This window comes from Paenibacillus marchantiophytorum, from assembly GCF_014640555.1.
In the GTDB taxonomy this organism is placed as follows: Bacteria; Bacillota; Bacilli; order Paenibacillales; family NBRC-103111; genus Paenibacillus_E; species Paenibacillus_E marchantiophytorum.
This window is the reverse complement of record NZ_BMHE01000036.1, coordinates 1-18,918: the sequence shown is the minus strand read 5'-3', so window position 1 is coordinate 18,918 and position 18,918 is coordinate 1. Positions and strand designations below refer to the sequence as shown.

General features: G+C 48.1%; 19 protein-coding genes and 1 rRNA gene. All 20 read left to right on the top strand.

Annotated elements, in window-relative coordinates; translation table 11 throughout:
• The first annotated feature begins 17 nt into the window (after positions 1-17).
• Positions 18-557 (top strand): hypoxanthine phosphoribosyltransferase, encoded by a 540-nt coding sequence (gene hpt, locus IEY34_RS25790; RefSeq protein ID WP_189017033.1) that lies wholly within the window; start codon positions 18-20, stop codon positions 555-557.
• 97 nt (positions 558-654) lie between these two features.
• Positions 655-2,607, top strand: coding sequence for an ATP-dependent zinc metalloprotease FtsH (gene ftsH, locus IEY34_RS25785; protein ID WP_189017030.1), 1,953 nt, complete (start codon positions 655-657; stop codon positions 2,605-2,607).
• A gap of 202 nt (positions 2,608-2,809) precedes the next feature.
• Positions 2,810-3,748 (top strand): quinolinate synthase NadA, encoded by a 939-nt coding sequence (nadA, locus tag IEY34_RS25780; RefSeq protein ID WP_189017027.1) that lies wholly within the window; start codon positions 2,810-2,812, stop codon positions 3,746-3,748.
• 152 nt (positions 3,749-3,900) lie between these two features.
• The gene (nadB, locus tag IEY34_RS25775) at positions 3,901-5,511 is read left to right on the top strand and encodes an L-aspartate oxidase (protein WP_189017024.1); all 1,611 of its coding nucleotides are present in this window, start codon (positions 3,901-3,903) and stop codon (positions 5,509-5,511) included.
• Complete coding sequence (gene nadC / locus IEY34_RS25770; RefSeq protein ID WP_189017021.1) at positions 5,512-6,381, top strand: carboxylating nicotinate-nucleotide diphosphorylase; 870 nt, start codon at positions 5,512-5,514, stop codon at positions 6,379-6,381.
• Entirely contained in the window at positions 6,378-7,142 is a 765-nt protein-coding gene (locus IEY34_RS25765) for a type III pantothenate kinase (protein WP_189017018.1), read from the top strand. The genes nadC and IEY34_RS25765 overlap by 4 nt, the downstream gene beginning before the upstream one ends.
• Positions 7,143-7,165: 23 nt before the next feature.
• Complete coding sequence (gene hslO, locus IEY34_RS25760) at positions 7,166-8,032, top strand: Hsp33 family molecular chaperone HslO (RefSeq protein ID WP_189017015.1); 867 nt, start codon at positions 7,166-7,168, stop codon at positions 8,030-8,032.
• Between the two features lie 36 nt (positions 8,033-8,068).
• A complete protein-coding gene (locus IEY34_RS25755; protein ID WP_189017012.1) occupies positions 8,069-9,019 on the top strand; it encodes a peptidylprolyl isomerase in 951 nt (316 codons plus the stop codon).
• 112 nt (positions 9,020-9,131) lie between these two features.
• Positions 9,132-10,073 (top strand): cysteine synthase A, encoded by a 942-nt coding sequence (cysK, locus tag IEY34_RS25750; protein ID WP_189017009.1) that lies wholly within the window; start codon positions 9,132-9,134, stop codon positions 10,071-10,073.
• Positions 10,074-10,188: 115 nt separating this feature from the next.
• Positions 10,189-11,739, top strand: coding sequence for an anthranilate synthase component I family protein (locus IEY34_RS25745; protein ID WP_189017006.1), 1,551 nt, complete (start codon positions 10,189-10,191; stop codon positions 11,737-11,739).
• Positions 11,740-11,773: 34 nt separating this feature from the next.
• Positions 11,774-12,355, top strand: a complete 582-nt coding sequence (pabA, locus tag IEY34_RS25740) for an aminodeoxychorismate/anthranilate synthase component II (RefSeq protein WP_189017003.1) — start codon at positions 11,774-11,776, stop codon at positions 12,353-12,355.
• A gap of 2 nt (positions 12,356-12,357) precedes the next feature.
• Positions 12,358-13,215 carry an aminodeoxychorismate lyase gene (gene pabC, locus IEY34_RS25735; RefSeq protein WP_189017000.1) on the top strand — a complete coding sequence of 286 codons (858 nt, stop codon included), beginning with the start codon at positions 12,358-12,360 and terminating at the stop codon, positions 13,213-13,215.
• A gap of 31 nt (positions 13,216-13,246) precedes the next feature.
• Complete coding sequence (gene folP / locus IEY34_RS25730; RefSeq protein WP_189016997.1) at positions 13,247-14,062, top strand: dihydropteroate synthase; 816 nt, start codon at positions 13,247-13,249, stop codon at positions 14,060-14,062.
• 22 nt (positions 14,063-14,084) lie between these two features.
• Positions 14,085-14,453 (top strand): dihydroneopterin aldolase, encoded by a 369-nt coding sequence (gene folB / locus IEY34_RS25725; protein WP_189017145.1) that lies wholly within the window; start codon positions 14,085-14,087, stop codon positions 14,451-14,453.
• Positions 14,450-14,965 carry a 2-amino-4-hydroxy-6-hydroxymethyldihydropteridine diphosphokinase gene (gene folK / locus IEY34_RS25720; protein ID WP_189016995.1) on the top strand — a complete coding sequence of 172 codons (516 nt, stop codon included), beginning with the start codon at positions 14,450-14,452 and terminating at the stop codon, positions 14,963-14,965. The genes folB and folK overlap by 4 nt, the downstream gene beginning before the upstream one ends.
• Positions 14,947-15,159, top strand: coding sequence for a helix-turn-helix domain-containing protein (locus IEY34_RS25715; RefSeq protein ID WP_189016992.1), 213 nt, complete (start codon positions 14,947-14,949; stop codon positions 15,157-15,159). The genes folK and IEY34_RS25715 overlap by 19 nt, the downstream gene beginning before the upstream one ends.
• Positions 15,160-15,176: 17 nt before the next feature.
• On the top strand, positions 15,177-16,193 hold the full coding sequence (gene dusB, locus IEY34_RS25710; RefSeq protein WP_189016989.1) for a tRNA dihydrouridine synthase DusB: 1,017 nt from the start codon (positions 15,177-15,179) through the stop codon (positions 16,191-16,193).
• Positions 16,194-16,414: 221 nt separating this feature from the next.
• Positions 16,415-16,891, top strand: a complete 477-nt coding sequence (gene greA, locus IEY34_RS25705; RefSeq protein WP_189016986.1) for a transcription elongation factor GreA — start codon at positions 16,415-16,417, stop codon at positions 16,889-16,891.
• An 80-nt stretch (positions 16,892-16,971) separates the two neighbouring features.
• Entirely contained in the window at positions 16,972-18,468 is a 1,497-nt protein-coding gene (gene lysS / locus IEY34_RS25700) for a lysine--tRNA ligase (protein WP_189016983.1), read from the top strand.
• A gap of 343 nt (positions 18,469-18,811) precedes the next feature.
• Positions 18,812-18,918: ribosomal RNA gene (locus tag IEY34_RS25695) — 16S ribosomal RNA — on the top strand; the annotation flags it as partial.

Sequence of the window (18,918 nt, the reverse complement as noted above, 5' to 3'; positions counted from 1 at the left end):
ATCTAGGGGGTTCATCCTTGTACAGCGACATTCAAGAAGTTCTTTACAGCGAAGAACAAATTCAAGGCAAAATCAAAGAACTAGGGGATCAGCTCTCGAGCGATTACGAAGGTAAGAACCCATTGGTCATTTGTGTACTCAAAGGCGCTTTTATTTTTATGGCTGACTTGGTCAAGCAAATCAGAGTGCCGCTGGAACTTGATTTCATGGCTGTATCCAGCTATGGTCAATCCACCAAATCTTCCGGCGTTGTCAAGATTATCAAAGATCTGGACGTACCCGTGGAAGGGCGTCACATTTTAATCGTGGAGGACATTATCGATAGCGGTTTAACGCTTAGTTATCTGATAGATGTGCTAGAACGACGCAATGCCAAGACAATCTCGGTCGTAGCGCTGTTTAACAAGCCGGCACGCCGAACCGTTGAGCTCGAGCCTGATTATGCAGGATACGTGCTTCCTGATGAGTTCGTAGTCGGATATGGTCTGGATTATGCAGAGAAATATCGCAACCTTCCATTTGTCGGCATATTGAAACCAGAGATCTACACTACCTAATGTCATTTCCCGCAGGCCCGCCAATGCTGTTATGTTGTAGTGCTTTACCGGGATGTGGTAAAATAATAAAAGTGTGCCGTTCGAGAGGAGGCTAGGGATGAATCGAATTATCCGGAATACCGGTTTTTATTTACTTATATTTTTGGTAACCGTAGGTATCGTCCATTTCATCAGTACCCAGAATGAACAAAAGGAGTTAATTACTTACGACAAATTCCGCCAAGCGGTTGTTAACAAAAATGTGGAATCCGTCACGCTGAAGTTTGATGGATACACCTATTTGATTAAAGGTAAGTATATTAACCCGCCAAGTGGTGCTGATAAGAAGAGCTTTGAAACCCATGCCCCGTATGAGCCTTTGGTCGTTCAATTAATTGAAGCCAATGGCGTACCGCAAGAAACATACGAGACCATGGAACGGGATAGTGTTTGGATTAGTTTCCTAACTTCCATTATTCCATTCGTCATTATCTTCATCTTGTTTTTCTTCCTGTTGAATCAGGCTCAAGGTGGCGGCGGGAAAGTAATGAACTTCGGCAAGAGCCGTGCCCGCTTATATAATGAAGAGAAGAAACGTGTCACGTTCGAGGATGTGGCAGGTGCAGATGAAGAGAAGCAAGAATTAATCGAGGTTGTTGAGTTCCTCAAAGATCCACGGAAATTCGCAGCTGTCGGTGCAAGAATCCCCAAAGGGGTTCTCTTGAATGGTCCTCCGGGAACAGGTAAAACATTGCTGGCAAGAGCAGTCGCTGGTGAAGCAGGCGTACCGTTCTTCAGCATCTCCGGTTCTGACTTCGTTGAGATGTTCGTCGGTGTCGGCGCATCCCGTGTTCGTGACTTGTTCGAGAACGCGAAGAAGAACTCGCCTTGTATCATCTTTATTGATGAGATTGATGCGGTTGGTCGTCAACGTGGCGCAGGCTTAGGCGGCGGACATGATGAGCGCGAACAAACCTTGAATCAATTGCTTGTTGAGATGGATGGATTTGGCGCAAACGAAGGTATCATTATCGTAGCAGCAACGAACCGTCCTGACATTTTGGATCCGGCATTATTGCGTCCAGGCCGTTTCGACCGTCAAATTACGGTAGATCGTCCGGATATCAAAGGCCGCGAAGCGGTTCTGAAAGTACATGCTCGCAACAAACCACTTGCCAAAGACGTGAAGCTGGATTCTCTATCACGCTACACAACTGGATTCACAGGTGCTGATCTAGAAAATTTATTGAACGAAGCGGCGCTGATTGCTGCTCGTCGTAACCGTAAAGATATTTCCATGGCTGAGGTTGAGGAAGCTTTTGACCGTATCATTGTCGGTACGCAGAAGAAGAGCCGAATTATCAGCGATGCAGAGAAGCGCATTGTTGCTTATCATGAAGCCGGACACGCAATCATCGGCTATTACGCCGAGAATGCTGATATGGTACACAAAGTTACGATCGTTCCGCGCGGACGCGCTGGCGGTTACGTGATGATGCTGCCCAAAGAAGGCGAAGATCGCATGATGCAGACGAAGAACGAATTGCTGGATAAAGTAACAGGACTCTTGGGTGGCCGCGTTTCCGAGGAATTATTCATCGGTGAAATCGGTACTGGGGCGTACAGTGACTTCCAGAAGGCAACAGGTATCGTTCGTCGCATGATTATGGAATACGGAATGAGCGACAAGCTCGGACCGATGCAATTCGGCAGTTCCCAAGGCCAAGTGTTCTTAGGACGCGATATCGGCCATGAACAGAACTATAGTGATGCCATTGCGTATGAAATTGATCAAGAGATGCAAAGCTTTATCCGCACCTGCTATGATCGTGCTCGCACAATGCTGACTGAACATGCTGACCAAATTCATCTCGTAGCCAAAACGTTGCTTGAGAAAGAAACATTGGACAAAGATGAGATCATTGCGCTTTTGGAGAAAGGCAGATTGAGTGACGTCACAGATGACGAAGAAGTCAAAGTGAACATTCAAGGTCAAAGCCAATCCAGTGACAGCAATAAATTAGAGTTAAACAAAGAGAAAGATCCGAACTCGGATCAATCCGAAGAGTAACAAGCAATAGCAACTCGTAAATCCGGTGTACACGTCAGGTGTACCCGGATTTTCTGGTTATTTCGGCCTTTTTGCGCATTGACAGGGGATGCGGGAATGTGTAAATTAGTTGTAAATCTCTAATTTTATTAAGATTAGCTCATACTACTTTTAGATAAGAGGGTTAGTCCATTTTACGTCCCAGATAGGGGAGGAAGCATCCATGGAAGCTTTAGCATTGGAACGCAAGGCTGAACAGAACCGCGAACTCAAAGAACGGTTGCTGCAGCTGAAGAAAGAACGCAATGCCATTATACTTGCTCATTATTATCAGCGAGACGAAGTTCAAGAAGTTGCCGATTTCCGGGGGGATTCCTTTCTGCTAGCGCAAAAGGCGGCACAAACAGATGCAGATGTTATTGTGTTCTGTGGTGTTCATTTCATGGGAGAGAGCGCTAAGATATTAGCTCCTAACAAGACGGTTATCATTCCTGACGAACGTGCAGGGTGCCCTATGGCGGACATGGTGAATGTGGAAGGCTTGCGTGCTCTCAAGCGGCAGCACCCCAAGGCCAAAGTAGTTGCTTACATTAACACATCGGCTGATGTAAAATCAGAAACAGATATTTGCTGTACGTCAGCAAATGCCATCAATGTCATCAATTCCGTCGATTCGGATGAAATCATCTGGGTACCGGATAAAAATTTGGGTGACTATGTATCAAAATTCACAAGCAAAAAAGTGATCATCTGGGAAGGCTATTGCAACACCCATGATATGCTGACCGTGAAAGATGTTGAGGAAATGAGAGCGCAGTATCCGAATGCGCAGTTCGTTGTCCATCCAGAATGCCGACCAGAAGTGGTGAAATTGGGCGACTTCGTAGGTTCCACAACAGCGATCATTAAATATTGCAAAGAATCAGACTGCAAGGAATTCATCGTTGGAACGGAAGACGGCACTGGCTACCAACTTCGTATGGACAGCCCGGACAAACAGTTCCATTTTGCGACCAAATACTTGGTATGCCCGAACATGAAAGTAAACAATTTGAAGAAAATTGTAAAATGTCTTGAAACGATGCAGCCAGAAATCTACGTACCGGAAGATGTAGCTGATAAAGCGAGATTATCTCTGGAGCGTATGCTTCAAGTGAAATAAATTCTAAATCAAGACAGAATGACCATATAGAAAAGACCGCCTTTGACCAAGGATCCGGTCTTTTTCTGATAAGCCCCCCGTTATGGCAACTGACGGAAGCGTTAGTTATCATGACGGGGCAATACATGGCGGAGAACAGGTGAAACGGCCCAATGATTCCAAGATACCTCGTAGATGTAGATTTAGATTCCATTCCTCATGTACATACAGATGTTATTGTGATTGGTGCAGGCATTGCAGGATTATTCACTGCAATCCGCGCTAGTGAAAATAAGAAAGTGCTGATGATTACGAAGAAATCGCTCCTCGACAGCAATACGCGGTACGCCCAAGGCGGCATTGCTGCGGTTATATCGGACGAGGATTCGCCGGAATACCATATGCAGGATACACTGATTGCGGGAGCAGGGCTCTGTTCGCCAGAAGCTGTTGACGTGCTCGTTCACGAAGGTCCTAACGGCGTGCAGGACTTGATCAAGATGGGGACCCAGTTCGATTTGGAGAACGGGGAGTTCGCCTTGACCAAAGAGGGCGCGCATAGTCAGCGCCGCATCTTGCATGCGCATGGCGACGCCACTGGCGCTGAGATTGTACGAGCCCTGTCGGAACGCACGAAGCAAGATCCGAACATTGAAGTCTGGGACGATCACTTCGTGATCGACCTGATCACACAAGACGGCGAGTGCTACGGCGCACTCGTCCAGAAGCCCGGCGGCCAGCGGGTGTTCGTCCGCGGCAACGCCACGATCCTGTGCTCCGGTGGAGCAGGGCAGCTGTTCCGCTACACCACGAACCCGGACATTGCCACCGGAGACGGCATTGCCATCGCGCATCGTGCTGGGGCGCAAATCCAGGATGTGGAATTCGTTCAATTCCACCCGACCGCGCTTTGCTACCCAGGCGCACCGCGCTTCCTCATCTCCGAGGCTGTGCGCGGCGAGGGCGCTTATCTGCGCAACATCAAAGGAGAGCGCTTCATGGAGCGGTATCACCCGCAGCTTGAGCTTGCGCCTAGAGATGTAGTTGCCCGCGCGATTGTCGATGAAATGGAAAATTGCCGATCGACCTTTGTTTACATTGATATTACGCACGAATCGGAAGACCTTATTAAACATAGGTTCCCTACGATTTACGAATATTGTTTGAATTATGGGCTCGATATGAGCACAGACTGGATTCCGGTTGCGCCGGCAGCACATTATATGATGGGCGGCGTGAAGACGGATCTTCATGGCGAGACGGCGGTTCGACGACTCTTCGCTTGCGGCGAAGTGTCATCCACAGGCGTACATGGAGCTAACCGCTTGGCGAGCAACTCGCTGTCCGAGGCGATTGTTTTTGGGCGGAGAATTATTGAACGCATTCAGGAGCTTCCTCCACTGCAAGGAAACATCCAAATCCGTGCTGAGGCTGAAGCGCCGAGAACTGAAATTTCCAGCCAAGCTGTAGTTGAGAAAAAGTTGAAGCTGCAGAAAGTTATGCTGCGTTATGCAGGACTCAAGCGATCAGCCAAAGGTTTGCAAAAAGGGTATGATGAATTGACCAGACAACTAGCCTTCTTCGAATCGATGATGTCGAAACGGGAAGATTACGAGTTTGCGAATTTATTGAACTGCTCCTTGCTTACGACAATAGCAGCTTTGGCGAGGGAAGAAAGCCGCGGTGGTCACTATCGGGAAGATTTCCCGGAGCGGGATGATCAGATGTGGAAGAAGCATATTGTATTTAAGCGCGGGGAAGATAGGATTGAGGAGTGGATTTAAATGCTGGATTTAAATATGGAATTAATTCGTAAACATATTCGGCTTTGGCTGGAAGAAGATATTGGCACCGGCGACGTCACCACATTGACAACAATCCCTTTGGAACAGGTGTCCAAAGGGATTATCCACGTCAAAGAAGACGGAATTGTTTGCGGGCTGCGCATTGCCCAAGAAGTATTCGCGGTCGTAGATGCTTCACTCCGTTTTGAAACAAAAGTGGTAGAAGGATCGTCTGTATTAAAAGGGACCATACTAGCTGAGGTGGAGGGAAATACGCGCAGTATTTTGCTCGGAGAACGCTTGAGCTTGAACCTTATGCAGAGAATGTCAGGTATTGCCACCAAGACTCGTGAATTCGTCAATGCGTTAGAAGGCATGTCTACCAGACTTGTGGATACGCGCAAAACGACGCCAGGACACAGACTGCTTGAGAAGTATGCTGTACGTGTCGGAGGCGGTCATAATCACCGATTCGGTCTTTATGACGCTGTCATGATCAAAGATAATCATATTAAGGGTTCAGGCGGCATCACGCAAGCCGTTCAATCGGCACGGCAGCAAATTCCGCATACGATGAAAATTGAAGTCGAAGTCGAAGACTTTACCCAGCTTGATGAAGCATTAGCAGCTGGAGCCGATATCATCATGTTGGATAATATGGTTCCGGCCAAGATGAAAGAAGCCGTTGCTATAATTAAAAGCAAAGCCCCGCATATTGTTGTAGAAGGATCGGGCTCAGTATCTGTCCAGACCATTAAAGCGATGGCAGAATCAGGCGTAGACGTCATTTCGGTTGGCCGTTTAACCTATTCGGTTGCGGCGCTCGATATTTCACTAGACCTGAATGAACGGAAGGAGACAGCACTATGATTCTCGTTATCGATGTAGGGAATACAAACATAGTGCTCGGACTTTATCAAGAACGCACGCTGCTGCATCACTGGCGGATCAGTACGAACCGTTCGGCGACAGTCGATGAATATGGGATGCAGTTGTACAGCTTGTTCCAGCACTCGGGTATCCTTTTCAACGAGGTAGAAGGCGTTATTGTTTCATCCGTTGTCCCGCCGCTTATGGGTGTGATGGAGAACTTAAGCCTGCATTATTTGAAAAGAACGCCATTTATCGTAGGCCCAGGGATCAAAACAGGGCTCAATGTGCGTGTTGATAACCCCAAAGAGGTCGGTGCCGATCGCATTGTTAACGCGGTTGCAGCTCTTGAACTCTACGGAGCGCCTTGCATTATTGTAGATTTCGGAACGGCAACTACGTACGATTATATTGATCCTGCCCAGCAGCTTGTTGGCTGCGCGATTGCTCCGGGGATTGGCATTTCTACCGAAGCCTTATATCAAAAGGCGGCGAAATTGCCGCGCATTGAACTCGTCAAGCCCAAGAGCGTTGTCGGGCGCAATACGGTAGCAGCTATGCAGGCGGGTATTGTTTACGGCTATGTGGGTCAAGTAGATGGGATTGTTGAACGCGTAAAGCAAGAATTCAATGTCAATCCAACTGTCATTGCGACGGGTGGACTGGCGGAATTGATTTCAAGTGAGTCGCGTACGATACAAATTGTAAATCCTTTGCTCACTTTGCAAGGTTTGCAAATGATTTATGAGAAAAATGCATAAGCTGTTTAAGGAAAGGACGTAACATGAGCGATTATTTAATTCGAGGAACGGCTCTCGGGGGCAGGGTTCGAGCTTTTGCGGTGCAAACGACCGTTCTCACCGAAGAACTCAGTCGGAGACACCAAACGACGCCGACGGCCACGGCTGCACTTGGACGGACAGCTGCGGCTGGCCTTTTAATTGGAGCCATGTTGAAGGGTGAGGAGCATCTCATCATTCAAGTGAAGGGCGAGGGGCCCATCGGTCAAATCGTCGTTGATGCCAACGCGAAGGGTGAGGTGCGTGGTTATGTAGATAACCCGCTGGTTGACCCGCCGCTCAAAGAAAATGGCAAGCTTGATGTAGCTGCCGCTGTAGGAACAGAAGGTTTTTTGTACATAACGAAAGATTTGGGATTGAAAGAGCCTTACAAAGGCAGTGTTCCTCTCATCTCAGGGGAATTGGCGGAAGATTTCACCTACTACTTTGCAAAGTCGGAACAAACACCATCCGCCGTGGCGCTCGGCGTGCTAGTTAATACCGATCATTCTATCCTGGCCTCAGGCGGGTTCGTGATTCAATTGCTTCCAGGGTTAATGGATGAGGAGATCGCTGAAATTGAGGAAATGCTGGGTCGTACTCCTTCTTTCACCAGTATGTTGGGTGAAGGACTCAATTTAGAAGAGATTCTGCAAACGGTACTGCCTTCGTTCCAGTCATTGGATCAGATGGATGTTATGTTCCGCTGCAAATGCAGTCGTGAAAAGGTTGAGTCCACATTGATTTCCTTAGGGAAATCGGAACTGCAAGAGATTCTTGAAGACGAAGGATTCGCTGAAGTGGTCTGCCATTTCTGCAATGAAGCTTATCGCTATGGAGAAGAAGATTTACAAAGAATGATCGATCTATGACCACACAAGCAAGATGGAAGTAAAGAGGGAGTCAGGATGCAGAACGTAAAACGATTGTGGGGAGCCATCATTGTGCTGGCTGTATGTAATCTCGTGCTCACATCCTTGCTGATCACCCATTCCATGAATCAAACAGAACCAAGTCAGCCTACAGAACCTGAACAGCAAGGTGAGCAGAAGAACGAGCGGGTAGTCGCCAAAATTGGGGATCGTGAAATAACCATAAAAGAACTGCATACGGCGTTGGAACGCCATTACGGGACGGAACTACTGGGTCAATTGTTGGATCGCGAAGTGATAAGTCTGGAAGGAACCGAGACGGGGACTGCGATAGGGAACGCGGAGATTAACCGTGAATTGAAGCGGATGCAGCAAGGATATGAGAGCGAAGTACAATTCTACGCATCTATGCAAAATCAGTTAGGACTGTCGAAGCAAGAAATCCAAGAGGATGTAACGAATAAGTTATTGCTTGAGAAGCTGGCAACGAGTCATGTCCATATTACCGATGCGCAAGTAGATGAGTATATCAAGACACATGCGGATGAGTTCAAACAAGCAACAGAGTACAACATCCTTCAGATTATCGTGTCCACCAAGGACCAAGCGAACAAAGTCATTGCGGAACTGGCAAAAGGGGAGAGCTTCGCAACCTTGGCCAGAGATCGCTCGCTCGATGATGCAACCAATAACACCGGTGGTGATTTGGGTTGGATTGAGGGAGATGATCCCTTTGTTGCTGCGCCCGTTCTGGAATCGGCTAAATTGCTGAAGGTTGGGGAAGTAAGCAAGCCTGTCAGTTTGCCACAGGGCTTCGCCATCGTGAAATTGAAGAACAAGCGAGAGAAAGCGAATCCGGATCAAGGCTTTATTCGGGAGAATGTGCGCAGGGAACTGGCTCTTCAGGAGGCCCCGCCATTGAAGGATTATGTGCTGCAGCTCCGCAACAAATGGAAAGTGTCAATCATAGACCCGCAATTACGTTAACGCATTGTGAAAATATGGTTGACAACCTGTAAGCGCATTGATAAGATTAATGTATTAATACCGACTAATTAACTCGGAAATCATTCATCACTTAACCTGGAGGGGAAATAAGATGGCAAGATTAGTTCAAAGCATTACTGATTTGATTGGAGATACACCTCTTGTTCGTTTGAATCGCGTTGTTCCGGAAGGAAGCGCTGAGGTTTATGTAAAGCTGGAGTACCAGAATCCAGGTGCCAGCGTGAAAGACCGCATTGCCATCTCCATGATCGAAGTAGCTGAGCAAGAAGGCAAGCTCAAGCCAGGCGATACGATTGTTGAGCCAACTAGCGGTAACACAGGAATCGGAATAGCATTAGTAGCAGCAGCCAAAGGCTACAAGGCGATTCTGGTTATGCCGGAAACGATGTCTTTGGAAAGACGCAACCTGCTTCGCGCCTACGGTGCACAACTCGTTCTGACGCCAGGTGCAGAAGGAATGAAGGGGGCTATCAAGCGTGCGGAAGAGCTTCAAGCAGAGAACCCTTCTTACTTCATCCCGCAACAATTCAAAAACCCGGCCAACGTGAAGGTTCACCGCGAAACAACAGGACCAGAAATCGTTGAAGCTATCAATGCGCATGACGGTAAATTAGATGCTTTCATTTCCGGTATCGGTACAGGTGGAACGATCTCGGGCGCTGGCAGCGTACTGAAAGAAAATTTCCCGGGAATTAAAATTTACGCCATTGAGCCTGCGGCTTCCCCGGTTCTTTCCGGCGGTAAACCAGGTCCTCATAAAATTCAAGGGATCGGTGCAGGTTTTGTTCCGGACATCTTGAACACGAAAATTTATGACGAAATCATTGCCGTAGAGAACGAAGATGCGTTCGAAACTTCCCGTCGTGTAGCCAAAGAAGAAGGTATTCTTGGTGGTATTTCCTCCGGCGCGGCGATTTTCGCAGCACTGAAAGTTGCAAAAGAGCTTGGAACTGGAAAACGTGTTGTTGCGATTATCCCAAGTAACGGAGAGCGTTACCTCTCTACGCCACTTTACCAATTCGAAGAGCAATAAGACTCCAAGAACTAACGAGCTCCCGGCTGCTGCAGCTGGGGGCTTTTTTTCTGTGTAAGGTTGGAGTATACTAATGGACAACTAATCATCGGAGACGAACGGAAGGAGGGCAAGCATGATCCTAACATCCCTAGAGCAGTGGCGTAATTGGTCATCCACCTACACCATGCTGCCTTATGTCATGAAGCTAGGTTTGGCCGAAAAGCGGGTAGCTTCATGGGAAGCAGCCTGGAAGGACGCCTCCCCGGATTCATTTGTTCTGGAAAGCGGCAAGGGTGGCCGCTACACCTTTTTTGGTCTGCAGCCTTTTTCCACGGTGCGTGGAACCGGTTTGGCTGCCGAAATCACCAGTTTGCCCCTCACAAACCATGGGGGAACCAATGTTTTGCATCGGGAAGGCAAGCCGCTAGACATCGTCAAGCAATGGATGGCGCCTTTTCATAGTCCTAATGTGGAGGGAGCCCCTAAGTTTCTAGGCGGGTGCGTTGGCTATTGGAGCTACGATGTAATCCGTACGATCGAGAAGCTTCCAGAAGAGGCAGCTAATGATTTGCCGATTCCAGACTACAGCTTCGCTATGTATGATCAGGTATGGATCTTGGATCATAGCGAGAAAAGCTTGTATATCGCGGTTCATACACAGATATCCGATATCTCAGCAGACGCTGCCGATCTCGAGCAGCTCTACCAGCAAGCGCGCGATGACGCGCACGCGATGCTCGCTCGCTGGCAGGCCATCCGCGCCTCTGGCAGCGCGTCGCTTGGCGGCGGCGCGGGCGTTGATCTCGCGCGCGAGCAGCTGCACATCGACGTCGAAAGCATCGCAGGCATTCAGCCTGCCTTCGGCAAAGCCGATTACATCGCGGCGGTGCAGCGCATCCAAGCCTACATCTCGCAAGGTGACGTGTTCCAAGTCAACTTGTCGGTTAGACAGAGCCGGCAGCTGAGCACTACGCCGGAGGAGATCTACGAGGCGCTGCGCATCGTCAATCCCTCGCCGTACATGGGCTTGCTGCGCTTCGACGGCTTCGCGCTCGTATCGGGCTCGCCGGAGCTGCTTGTGCAGCTCGAGGACGGCGTCCTGCGGACGCGTCCGATCGCTGGCACGCGCCCACGCGGCAAGGACGAGCAAGATGATCTGCGCCTGGCTGGCGAGCTCATCGACAATGACAAAGAGCGTGCCGAGCACGTCATGCTGGTCGATCTCGAACGCAACGACCTGGGCCGCATCTCCAAGTACGGCACCGTCCAAGTGAAGGACTTCATGGTCATTGAATACTATTCCCATGTCATGCACATCGTCTCGGAAGTCGTCGGCGAGCTGGCGGAAGGGAAGGATGTCTATGATGTCATTGCTGCGACATTCCCTGGAGGAACCATCACCGGAGCTCCTAAGATTCGGACGATGGAAATCATTGAAGAATTAGAGCCCGTGCGTCGCGGACCTTATACGGGTTCGATGGGATGGATTGACTATAATGGCAATATGGAATTTAATATTATTATACGAACGCTGGTAGCTGTGCAAGGAGTAGGCCATATTCAAGCAGGGGCAGGGATCGTCATTGATTCTATCCCAGAGCGAGAATATATCGAATCCCTGAACAAAGCCAAAGCGATGTGGAAAGCGATAGAATACAGCGAGCGGAGCATGAGCCGAGCTTAGGGCCCAAGATGGGCTGACGAAAGGGGAGCTTAGAATGATTTTAGTGATTGATAATTATGATTCGTTTACGTACAACCTCGTCCAATACTTGGGGGAGATCGGTGAAGAAGTCATCGTTCGTCGCAATGACGAAATCGATTTAGCGGGTGTAGAGGCTTTGGCGCCTGATCACATCTTGATATCTCCGGGACCGTGCACGCCGAATGAAGCCGGCATTAGCTTATCACTGATTGACCATTTCAAGGGTATAATTCCCATCTTCGGCGTTTGTCTGGGCCACCAATCCATTGGTCAGGCTTTTGGCGGCGACGTTATTCGCGCAGAACGTTTAATGCATGGCAAAACCTCAGAAATTTTCCATGACGGGAAAACATTATTCGAAGGACTGCCTTCGCCATTTATAGCAACACGTTATCATTCTTTAATTGTCAAAGCGGAGACACTGCCAGATTGCTTGGAAGTAAGCGCACATACGGCAGAGGGAGAAATTATGGCTTTGCGCCATAAGGAATATCCGATCGAGGGTGTTCAATTCCATCCCGAATCGATCATCACACAGCATGGCCATCAGATTCTGCGGAACTTTCTTCGCCGGACAGCCAAAGCGGGAGTGTAGCTATGATCATTAGCGTCAATGGAAACCTGATCGATGACAAGCTGGCCGTGGTCTCGGTTTACGATCACGGCTTTCTTTACGGGCTTGGTCTCTTCGAAACTTTCCGTACCTATGGGGGGAAGCCATTTTTACTTAGGGAGCACCTCGACCGTTTATCCGCAGGCTGTCACGAACTTGGCATCGTATTTGAACCAAATCTTGAACGTCTCGAAGGTTTAATCGCGTCATTGTTGCAAGCTAATGAGCTAGAGGATGCCTATATTCGCTATTCCGTTTCGGCGGGAGAGGAAGCTCTAGGTCTGCCTACGGAAGATTACAAGCAGCCAACAGAGATTATCTATATCAAATCACTTCCGGCACGAGATGAGGAAACGTATCAGCAAGGCAAAGCGCTGCAACTGCTCAAGCTGCCCCGCAATACGCCTGAAGGGCTGTACCGCTTCAAGTCTTTTCACTATATGAACAACATTCTTGCCAAAAGAGAGCTTCAGCAATACAGCTGGGCTGCTGGCGCAGAGGGTTTAATGCTCAGCGAAGACGGCTATGTGGCCGAGGGCGTCGTCAGCAATATTTTCTTCGTCAAAAATGGCATCGGTTATACGCCTTCTTTGGACACGGGCATACTGCCCGGCATCACTAGAGCCCATGTGCTTGGTCTTGCGCAGCAGCAGCAAATTCCAACCCAGGACGGCTTTTATCGCTGGGAAGATCTTGTCGAGGCTGACGAAGTATTTCTCGTTAATTCCATTCAAGCTATCGTTCCCGTCACAACATTGTATACACCCAGTGGACAAGCTTACCCAGTTGGCTCTGGTTTGGTAGGACCGTTAACGCGCCGACTTATGGAGTCGTATCACTAAACATCTGACAGCTATAGGAAGTGAACAGAAGATGAACGTGTTATCTTGCAGAGGACATGAGCTGCCCATTGGTGATCGAACGATCATTATGGGCATATTGAACGTAACACCAGATTCCTTCTCTGATGGCGGGGAATACGTTCGGGTTGCGGATGCGGTGAGCAGGGCTAGGCAGATGGTTGCTGAGGGCGCTGATATCATTGACATCGGGGGAGAATCTACCCGGCCGGGATTCGCTGCGGTTACTCAGGAAGAGGAGCTGCGACGTGTTATCCCTGTCATTGAGGCACTGCGTCGGGAAGTTAATGTTCCTATTTCGATAGATACTTACAAAGCTGAAGTCGCTCAACAAGCACTAGAAGCGGGAGCGCATATTATCAACGATGTATGGGGTGGTCAAGCCGACGCGCGTATGGCAATCGTAGCTGCCAGCTATGATTGTCCTTTTATCATTACCCATAATCGCACGAACTCGGTATACTCCGATTTCATTCCCGATGTTATCAACGATTTGCTTCTTTATACGAAACAAGCGCTAGAGGCTGGTGTTCGGGAGGAGCGTATTATTTTAGACCCCGGTATCGGATTTGCCAAGAGCTATGAGCAAAATTTGCAGTTAATGAATCAACTGGCTGCGATTACGGCTCTAGGTTACCCTGTCCTCCTGGGAACATCACGGAAAAGCGTGATTGGTCTAACCCTTAATCTGCCACCTGAGGAGCGTCTTGAGGGCACGGCTTCAACGGTTGTACTAGGGATTGCTCAAGGCTGTGGAATCATTCGTGTGCACGACATTCAAGCAATGAAACGAGTAGCGGTCATGACAGATGCCATTATCCGCTCATAACATAACGATGGAGGCAATAATGATGGATAAAATAACCCTGTCCCGCATGCAGTTTTTTGGTAATCATGGCGTGTTTCCGGAAGAGAATAAACTAGGTCAGCGTTTCTACGTTGATGTTGAGCTTGTGCTGCCGTTGAGCAAACCGGGAAAGTCGGATCATCTGGATGATACCGTGAATTATGGCGAAGTTTTTTTCAAAGTGAAGGAAATTGTCGAAGGGCGCACCTTCAAACTAATTGAGGCGCTTGCAGAAAATATTGCATCCGAGCTGCTGCATACTTATACTAGTATCAATGAAGTGACGGTGCGCGTCATTAAGCCGCATCCACCCTTTGCCGTTATTTTCGACGGCGTCACCATTGAGATTAACCGAAAGCGGGCCGTACAATGACAGCCGAAGAACGAGAACCAACTACTACCGCCTATGTGGCGCTAGGATCTAATATCGATGACCGTGAACATTATTTGCAGGATGCGATTGCAGCGCTTCACCAGGAGTCGGGTATCCAAGTAACTGGCCTTTCCAGTATTTACGAAACCGAACCGGTTGGCTATGTGGATCAATCTGCTTTTCTCAATATGGTTATTCAAATTCATACGAGTCTGCCTGCAGAAGCATTGCTGTTCACTTTGCTTGCCATCGAGAACCGTTTGGGCCGTACGCGGGATTTGCGCTGGGGTCCAAGAACCATCGATTTGGATCTGCTCCTTTACGGCGATGAGCAGCTTGCAACCCCCGACTTGATCATTCCGCATCCGCGGATGCATGAGCGGGCTTTTGTATTAGTTCCTCTCACAGAGGTTCTCTCTAAACGGCAGGATGCTGCATTTGAATTCATCTCCGGGCATTTGGAGAAACTGGAAGGAAAGGAAGGCGTCGTTCTATGGAAAAAAGCTCAGTAGCTCAGCGCATTCGCGCTTTTCGCAAATTAAAGGGATATACACAGAACGAACTGGCTGATTTGTTAGGCGTCTCGATTGCCATCTTGGGAGCGATCGAGAGAGGCACACGCAAGCCGGATACGAAAATTATAAACAAGATCTCGCAAGTCCTTCATATAGAGCCCGACGAGTTAGTCGCGGCGGTTGCGAGATGAGAGGAGTGGAATCTTCGGTGCTGAAAATAGGAAATGTCGAAGCTCCCAATCGCGTTGTGCTTGCCCCCATGGCGGGCGTATGTAATCCAGCATTTCGACTGATTGCCAAGGAATTTGGCACAGGTCTGGTATGTGCAGAGATGGTTAGTGATAAAGCTATCGTTCACGGGAATGCGCGTTCGATGGAGATGTTATATGTAGACGATCGTGAGAAGCCGCTAAGTTTACAAATTTTTGGTGGTGATACCGAAACCCTCGTGCAAGCAGCCAAAATTGTTGATCAGCATACGAATGCGGATATCATCGATATCAATATGGGCTGTCCGGTTCCCAAAATCACCAAGTGCGACGCGGGAGCGCGTTGGCTGCTCCAACCCGACAAGATCGAGCAAATGATCGCAACCGTTGTTGCTGCTGTAAGCAAGCCGGTAACCGTGAAAATGCGGATCGGTTGGGATTCCGAACACATCTACGCGATTGAGAATGCGAAAGCTGTCGAAAGAGGCGGAGGAAGTGCCGTCAGTGTGCATGGCCGTACACGAGAGCAGCTGTATACAGGGAAAGCGGATTGGGATATTATCCGTGACGTGAAGCAGGCGCTCTCTATCCCGGTAATTGGGAATGGCGATGTTGTAACCCCCGAAGATGCTAAGCGCATGCTGGATCACACGGGTGTAGATGGCGTCATGATCGGACGTGGAGCGCTGGGCAACCCATGGATGCTATACCGCACGGTACAGTATCTGGCTAACGGGGAACTGCCGCCTGAGCCTACGCCGGAAGAGAAAATTCGTATCGCCATCCTCCATATGGACCGTCTTATCGCCCTCAAAGGCGAGCATGTTGCCGTCAAGGAAATGCGCAAGCACATGGCTTGGTATCTCAAAGGCTTAACGGGATCAGCTCGTGTGAAGGATGCCATCATGGAGATGCTCAAGCGGGATGAGATGGTGCGGGTTTTGAATGAATATGTCGAGCATCTCTCTGTAGAAACGCTGGCGCCAACCGTTGAAGAATCAGCTATTGTGCAATAAATAATCACGTGATGGTTGAGATTGACATTTTGAAACCGTTGCAATATAATCAGTCAATATTAATGTGTTCCTGCATATATTGAAAGACAAACGCGCACCTATGCGATTTATGAAACGTGAATTCATACTACTTGAATCAGCTCTATAAAGACCCGACTCCTAGCAGGAAGCATCGATTCAACGATATGAAAATCTTTCACATGACGGGAGATCAGTTGTTAATGGCTGAAAAAGAGGTCATTCTTACACCACAAGGTTTAAAGAAGCTTGAAGATGAGCTCGAACATCTGAAATCAGTGAAGCGTCGCGAAGTGGCTGAGAGAATCAAGGTCGCCATCGGATATGGTGATATTAGTGAGAACTCAGAATACGAAGATGCTAAGAACGAACAAGCTTTTATTGAAGGTAGAATCATTACATTAGAAAAACTGCTGCGCAATGCGCGTATTATTAATAACGACGATGTCGATACCAATACCGTAAGTGTTGGCTCAATTGTAACGCTGAAAGATTTAGAATTCGGCGATTTAGTTGAGTACAACATTGTAGGTACGGCGGAATCCGATCCGTTGATGAATAAGATTTCCAATGAAAGCCCTGTAGGCAGAGCTATTCTAGGTAAACAAAGGGGCGCGAACGTCGATGTAATCGTTCCTGCTGGCGTCATTCAGTATCAAATTATTGATATTAAAAAGTAGCGTGCAGCCCTTTGGAAAGCTTCCTTTCGGAAGCTTTTTTCCGGTTTAGCACCCTTTACTAATAAGTGGGAGATGAAATCATGAGTCAGGAATTGGAGTTAAATGAATTGCTCGTCATTCGTCGCAATAAATTGGACGAGCTTCGCGGTTTGGGCGTCGACCCATTTGGCGGGAAATATGTGAGAACGCATACGGCCCAAGAAATTCTTTCGGCCTACCAAGATAAAACCAAAGAAGAATTGGATGCTGAAGCCGTTGAGGTCAGTATTGCCGGACGTATTATGCAAAAAAGAGGGATGGGTAAAGCTAGCTTCGCACATCTCCAAGACATCACAGGCAAAATTCAGATCTATGTTCGTGAAGATGCTTTGGATACTGCGATCTATAAAGCCTTTGATATTTTGGACTTGGGCGATATCGTGGGTGTGCAAGGGGTCGTTTTCAAAACAAAAACCGGTGAAACTTCTATTAAGGTACATTCCCTTGAAGTTCTAACCAAGTCCTTGCTGCCACTGCCGGACAAATTCCATGGTCTTAGCGATGTGGAACTGCGTTACCGTCAGCGGTATGTTGATTTGATTATGAATCAAGATGTGCAACAGACCTTTATTCTGCGTTCCCGCATTATTCAGTCTATGCGCCGCTATCTGGATTCTCTAGGATTCTTGGAAGTAGAAACACCTACACTCCATACGATCGCGGGCGGAGCTTCAGCACGTCCTTTCAACACACATCACAATGCTTTGGATATGCAGCTGCATATGCGAATTGCTATTGAGCTTCACTTGAAGCGTCTAATTGTAGGCGGGCTGGAGAAAGTATACGAAATTGGGCGTGTATACCGGAATGAAGGTATCTCTACGCGTCATAACCCTGAGTTTACGATGATAGAGTTGTACGAGGCTTATGCGGACTACAAAGACATCATGAAGCTTACAGAAGAACTCGTTGCTCACATTGCTCAAGAGGTTCTTGGCGGTACGACAGTTCCTTACGGCGATCACGAGATTGATTTAGCTGTTGGCTGGAGAAGGGTCTCCATGGTCGATGCGATTAAAGAAGTCAAAGGCGTAGACTTTAATACGCATATGTCTAATGAGGAAGCGCACCGTTTAGCGAAGGAACACAATGTATCTGTTGAGCCGCATATGACATTCGGTCATATTGTGAACCAGTTCTTCGAGACATTTGTTGAAGAAACGTTAATCCAACCGACCTTTGTTTACGGACATCCATTAGAAATTTCACCGCTTGCCAAAAAGAATCCAGAAGATCCGCGTTTTACGGATCGGTTTGAACTCTTTATTGTGGCGCGTGAGCATGCCAATGCTTTTACAGAGCTTAATGATCCGATTGATCAAAGAGAACGGTTTGAAGCGCAGCTTCGTGAGAAAGAACAAGGCAATGATGAAGCGCATGAGATGGATGAAGATTTCATCCGAGCTCTAGAATATGGCATGCCGCCTACTGGTGGATTAGGAATAGGGGTAGATCGTTTGGTTATGCTATTAACGAATGCGCCTTCCATCCGCGATGTCCTCTTATTCCCACATATGCGTCAGCGTCAAGGGGAATAATACAATTGTTTTGGGGCATCGCTGGGTGTCCCAAAACTTTTTACGACAAGTACTTGCAATGTTTGCATCGTCTGTGGTATCTTATAAAAGTTGCCGCTGAGCACTGAGAAATTGGTGAGAACAACAACTTGAAATTAAGAGTTGCAATGCGAAACTCAGTATGGTATATTGGTCTTCCGGCTTTCGAAAGAGAGCAGGTCGGACAAGAATAATTGATCTTTGAAAACTGAACAACGAGTGAGTAAGCACGAACGAGTAATCGTTCAAAAAGAGATTGCAAAATCTCGCTAGCAAGTCAATGAGCATTTCAGCTTTCAGATATATGGACAAGCAATTGTTCGCTACTATGGAGAGTTTGATCCTGGCTCAGGACGAACGCTGGCGGCGTGCCTAATACATGCAAGTCGAGCGGATTTGTTCCTTCGGGGACAAGTTAGCGGCGGACGGGTG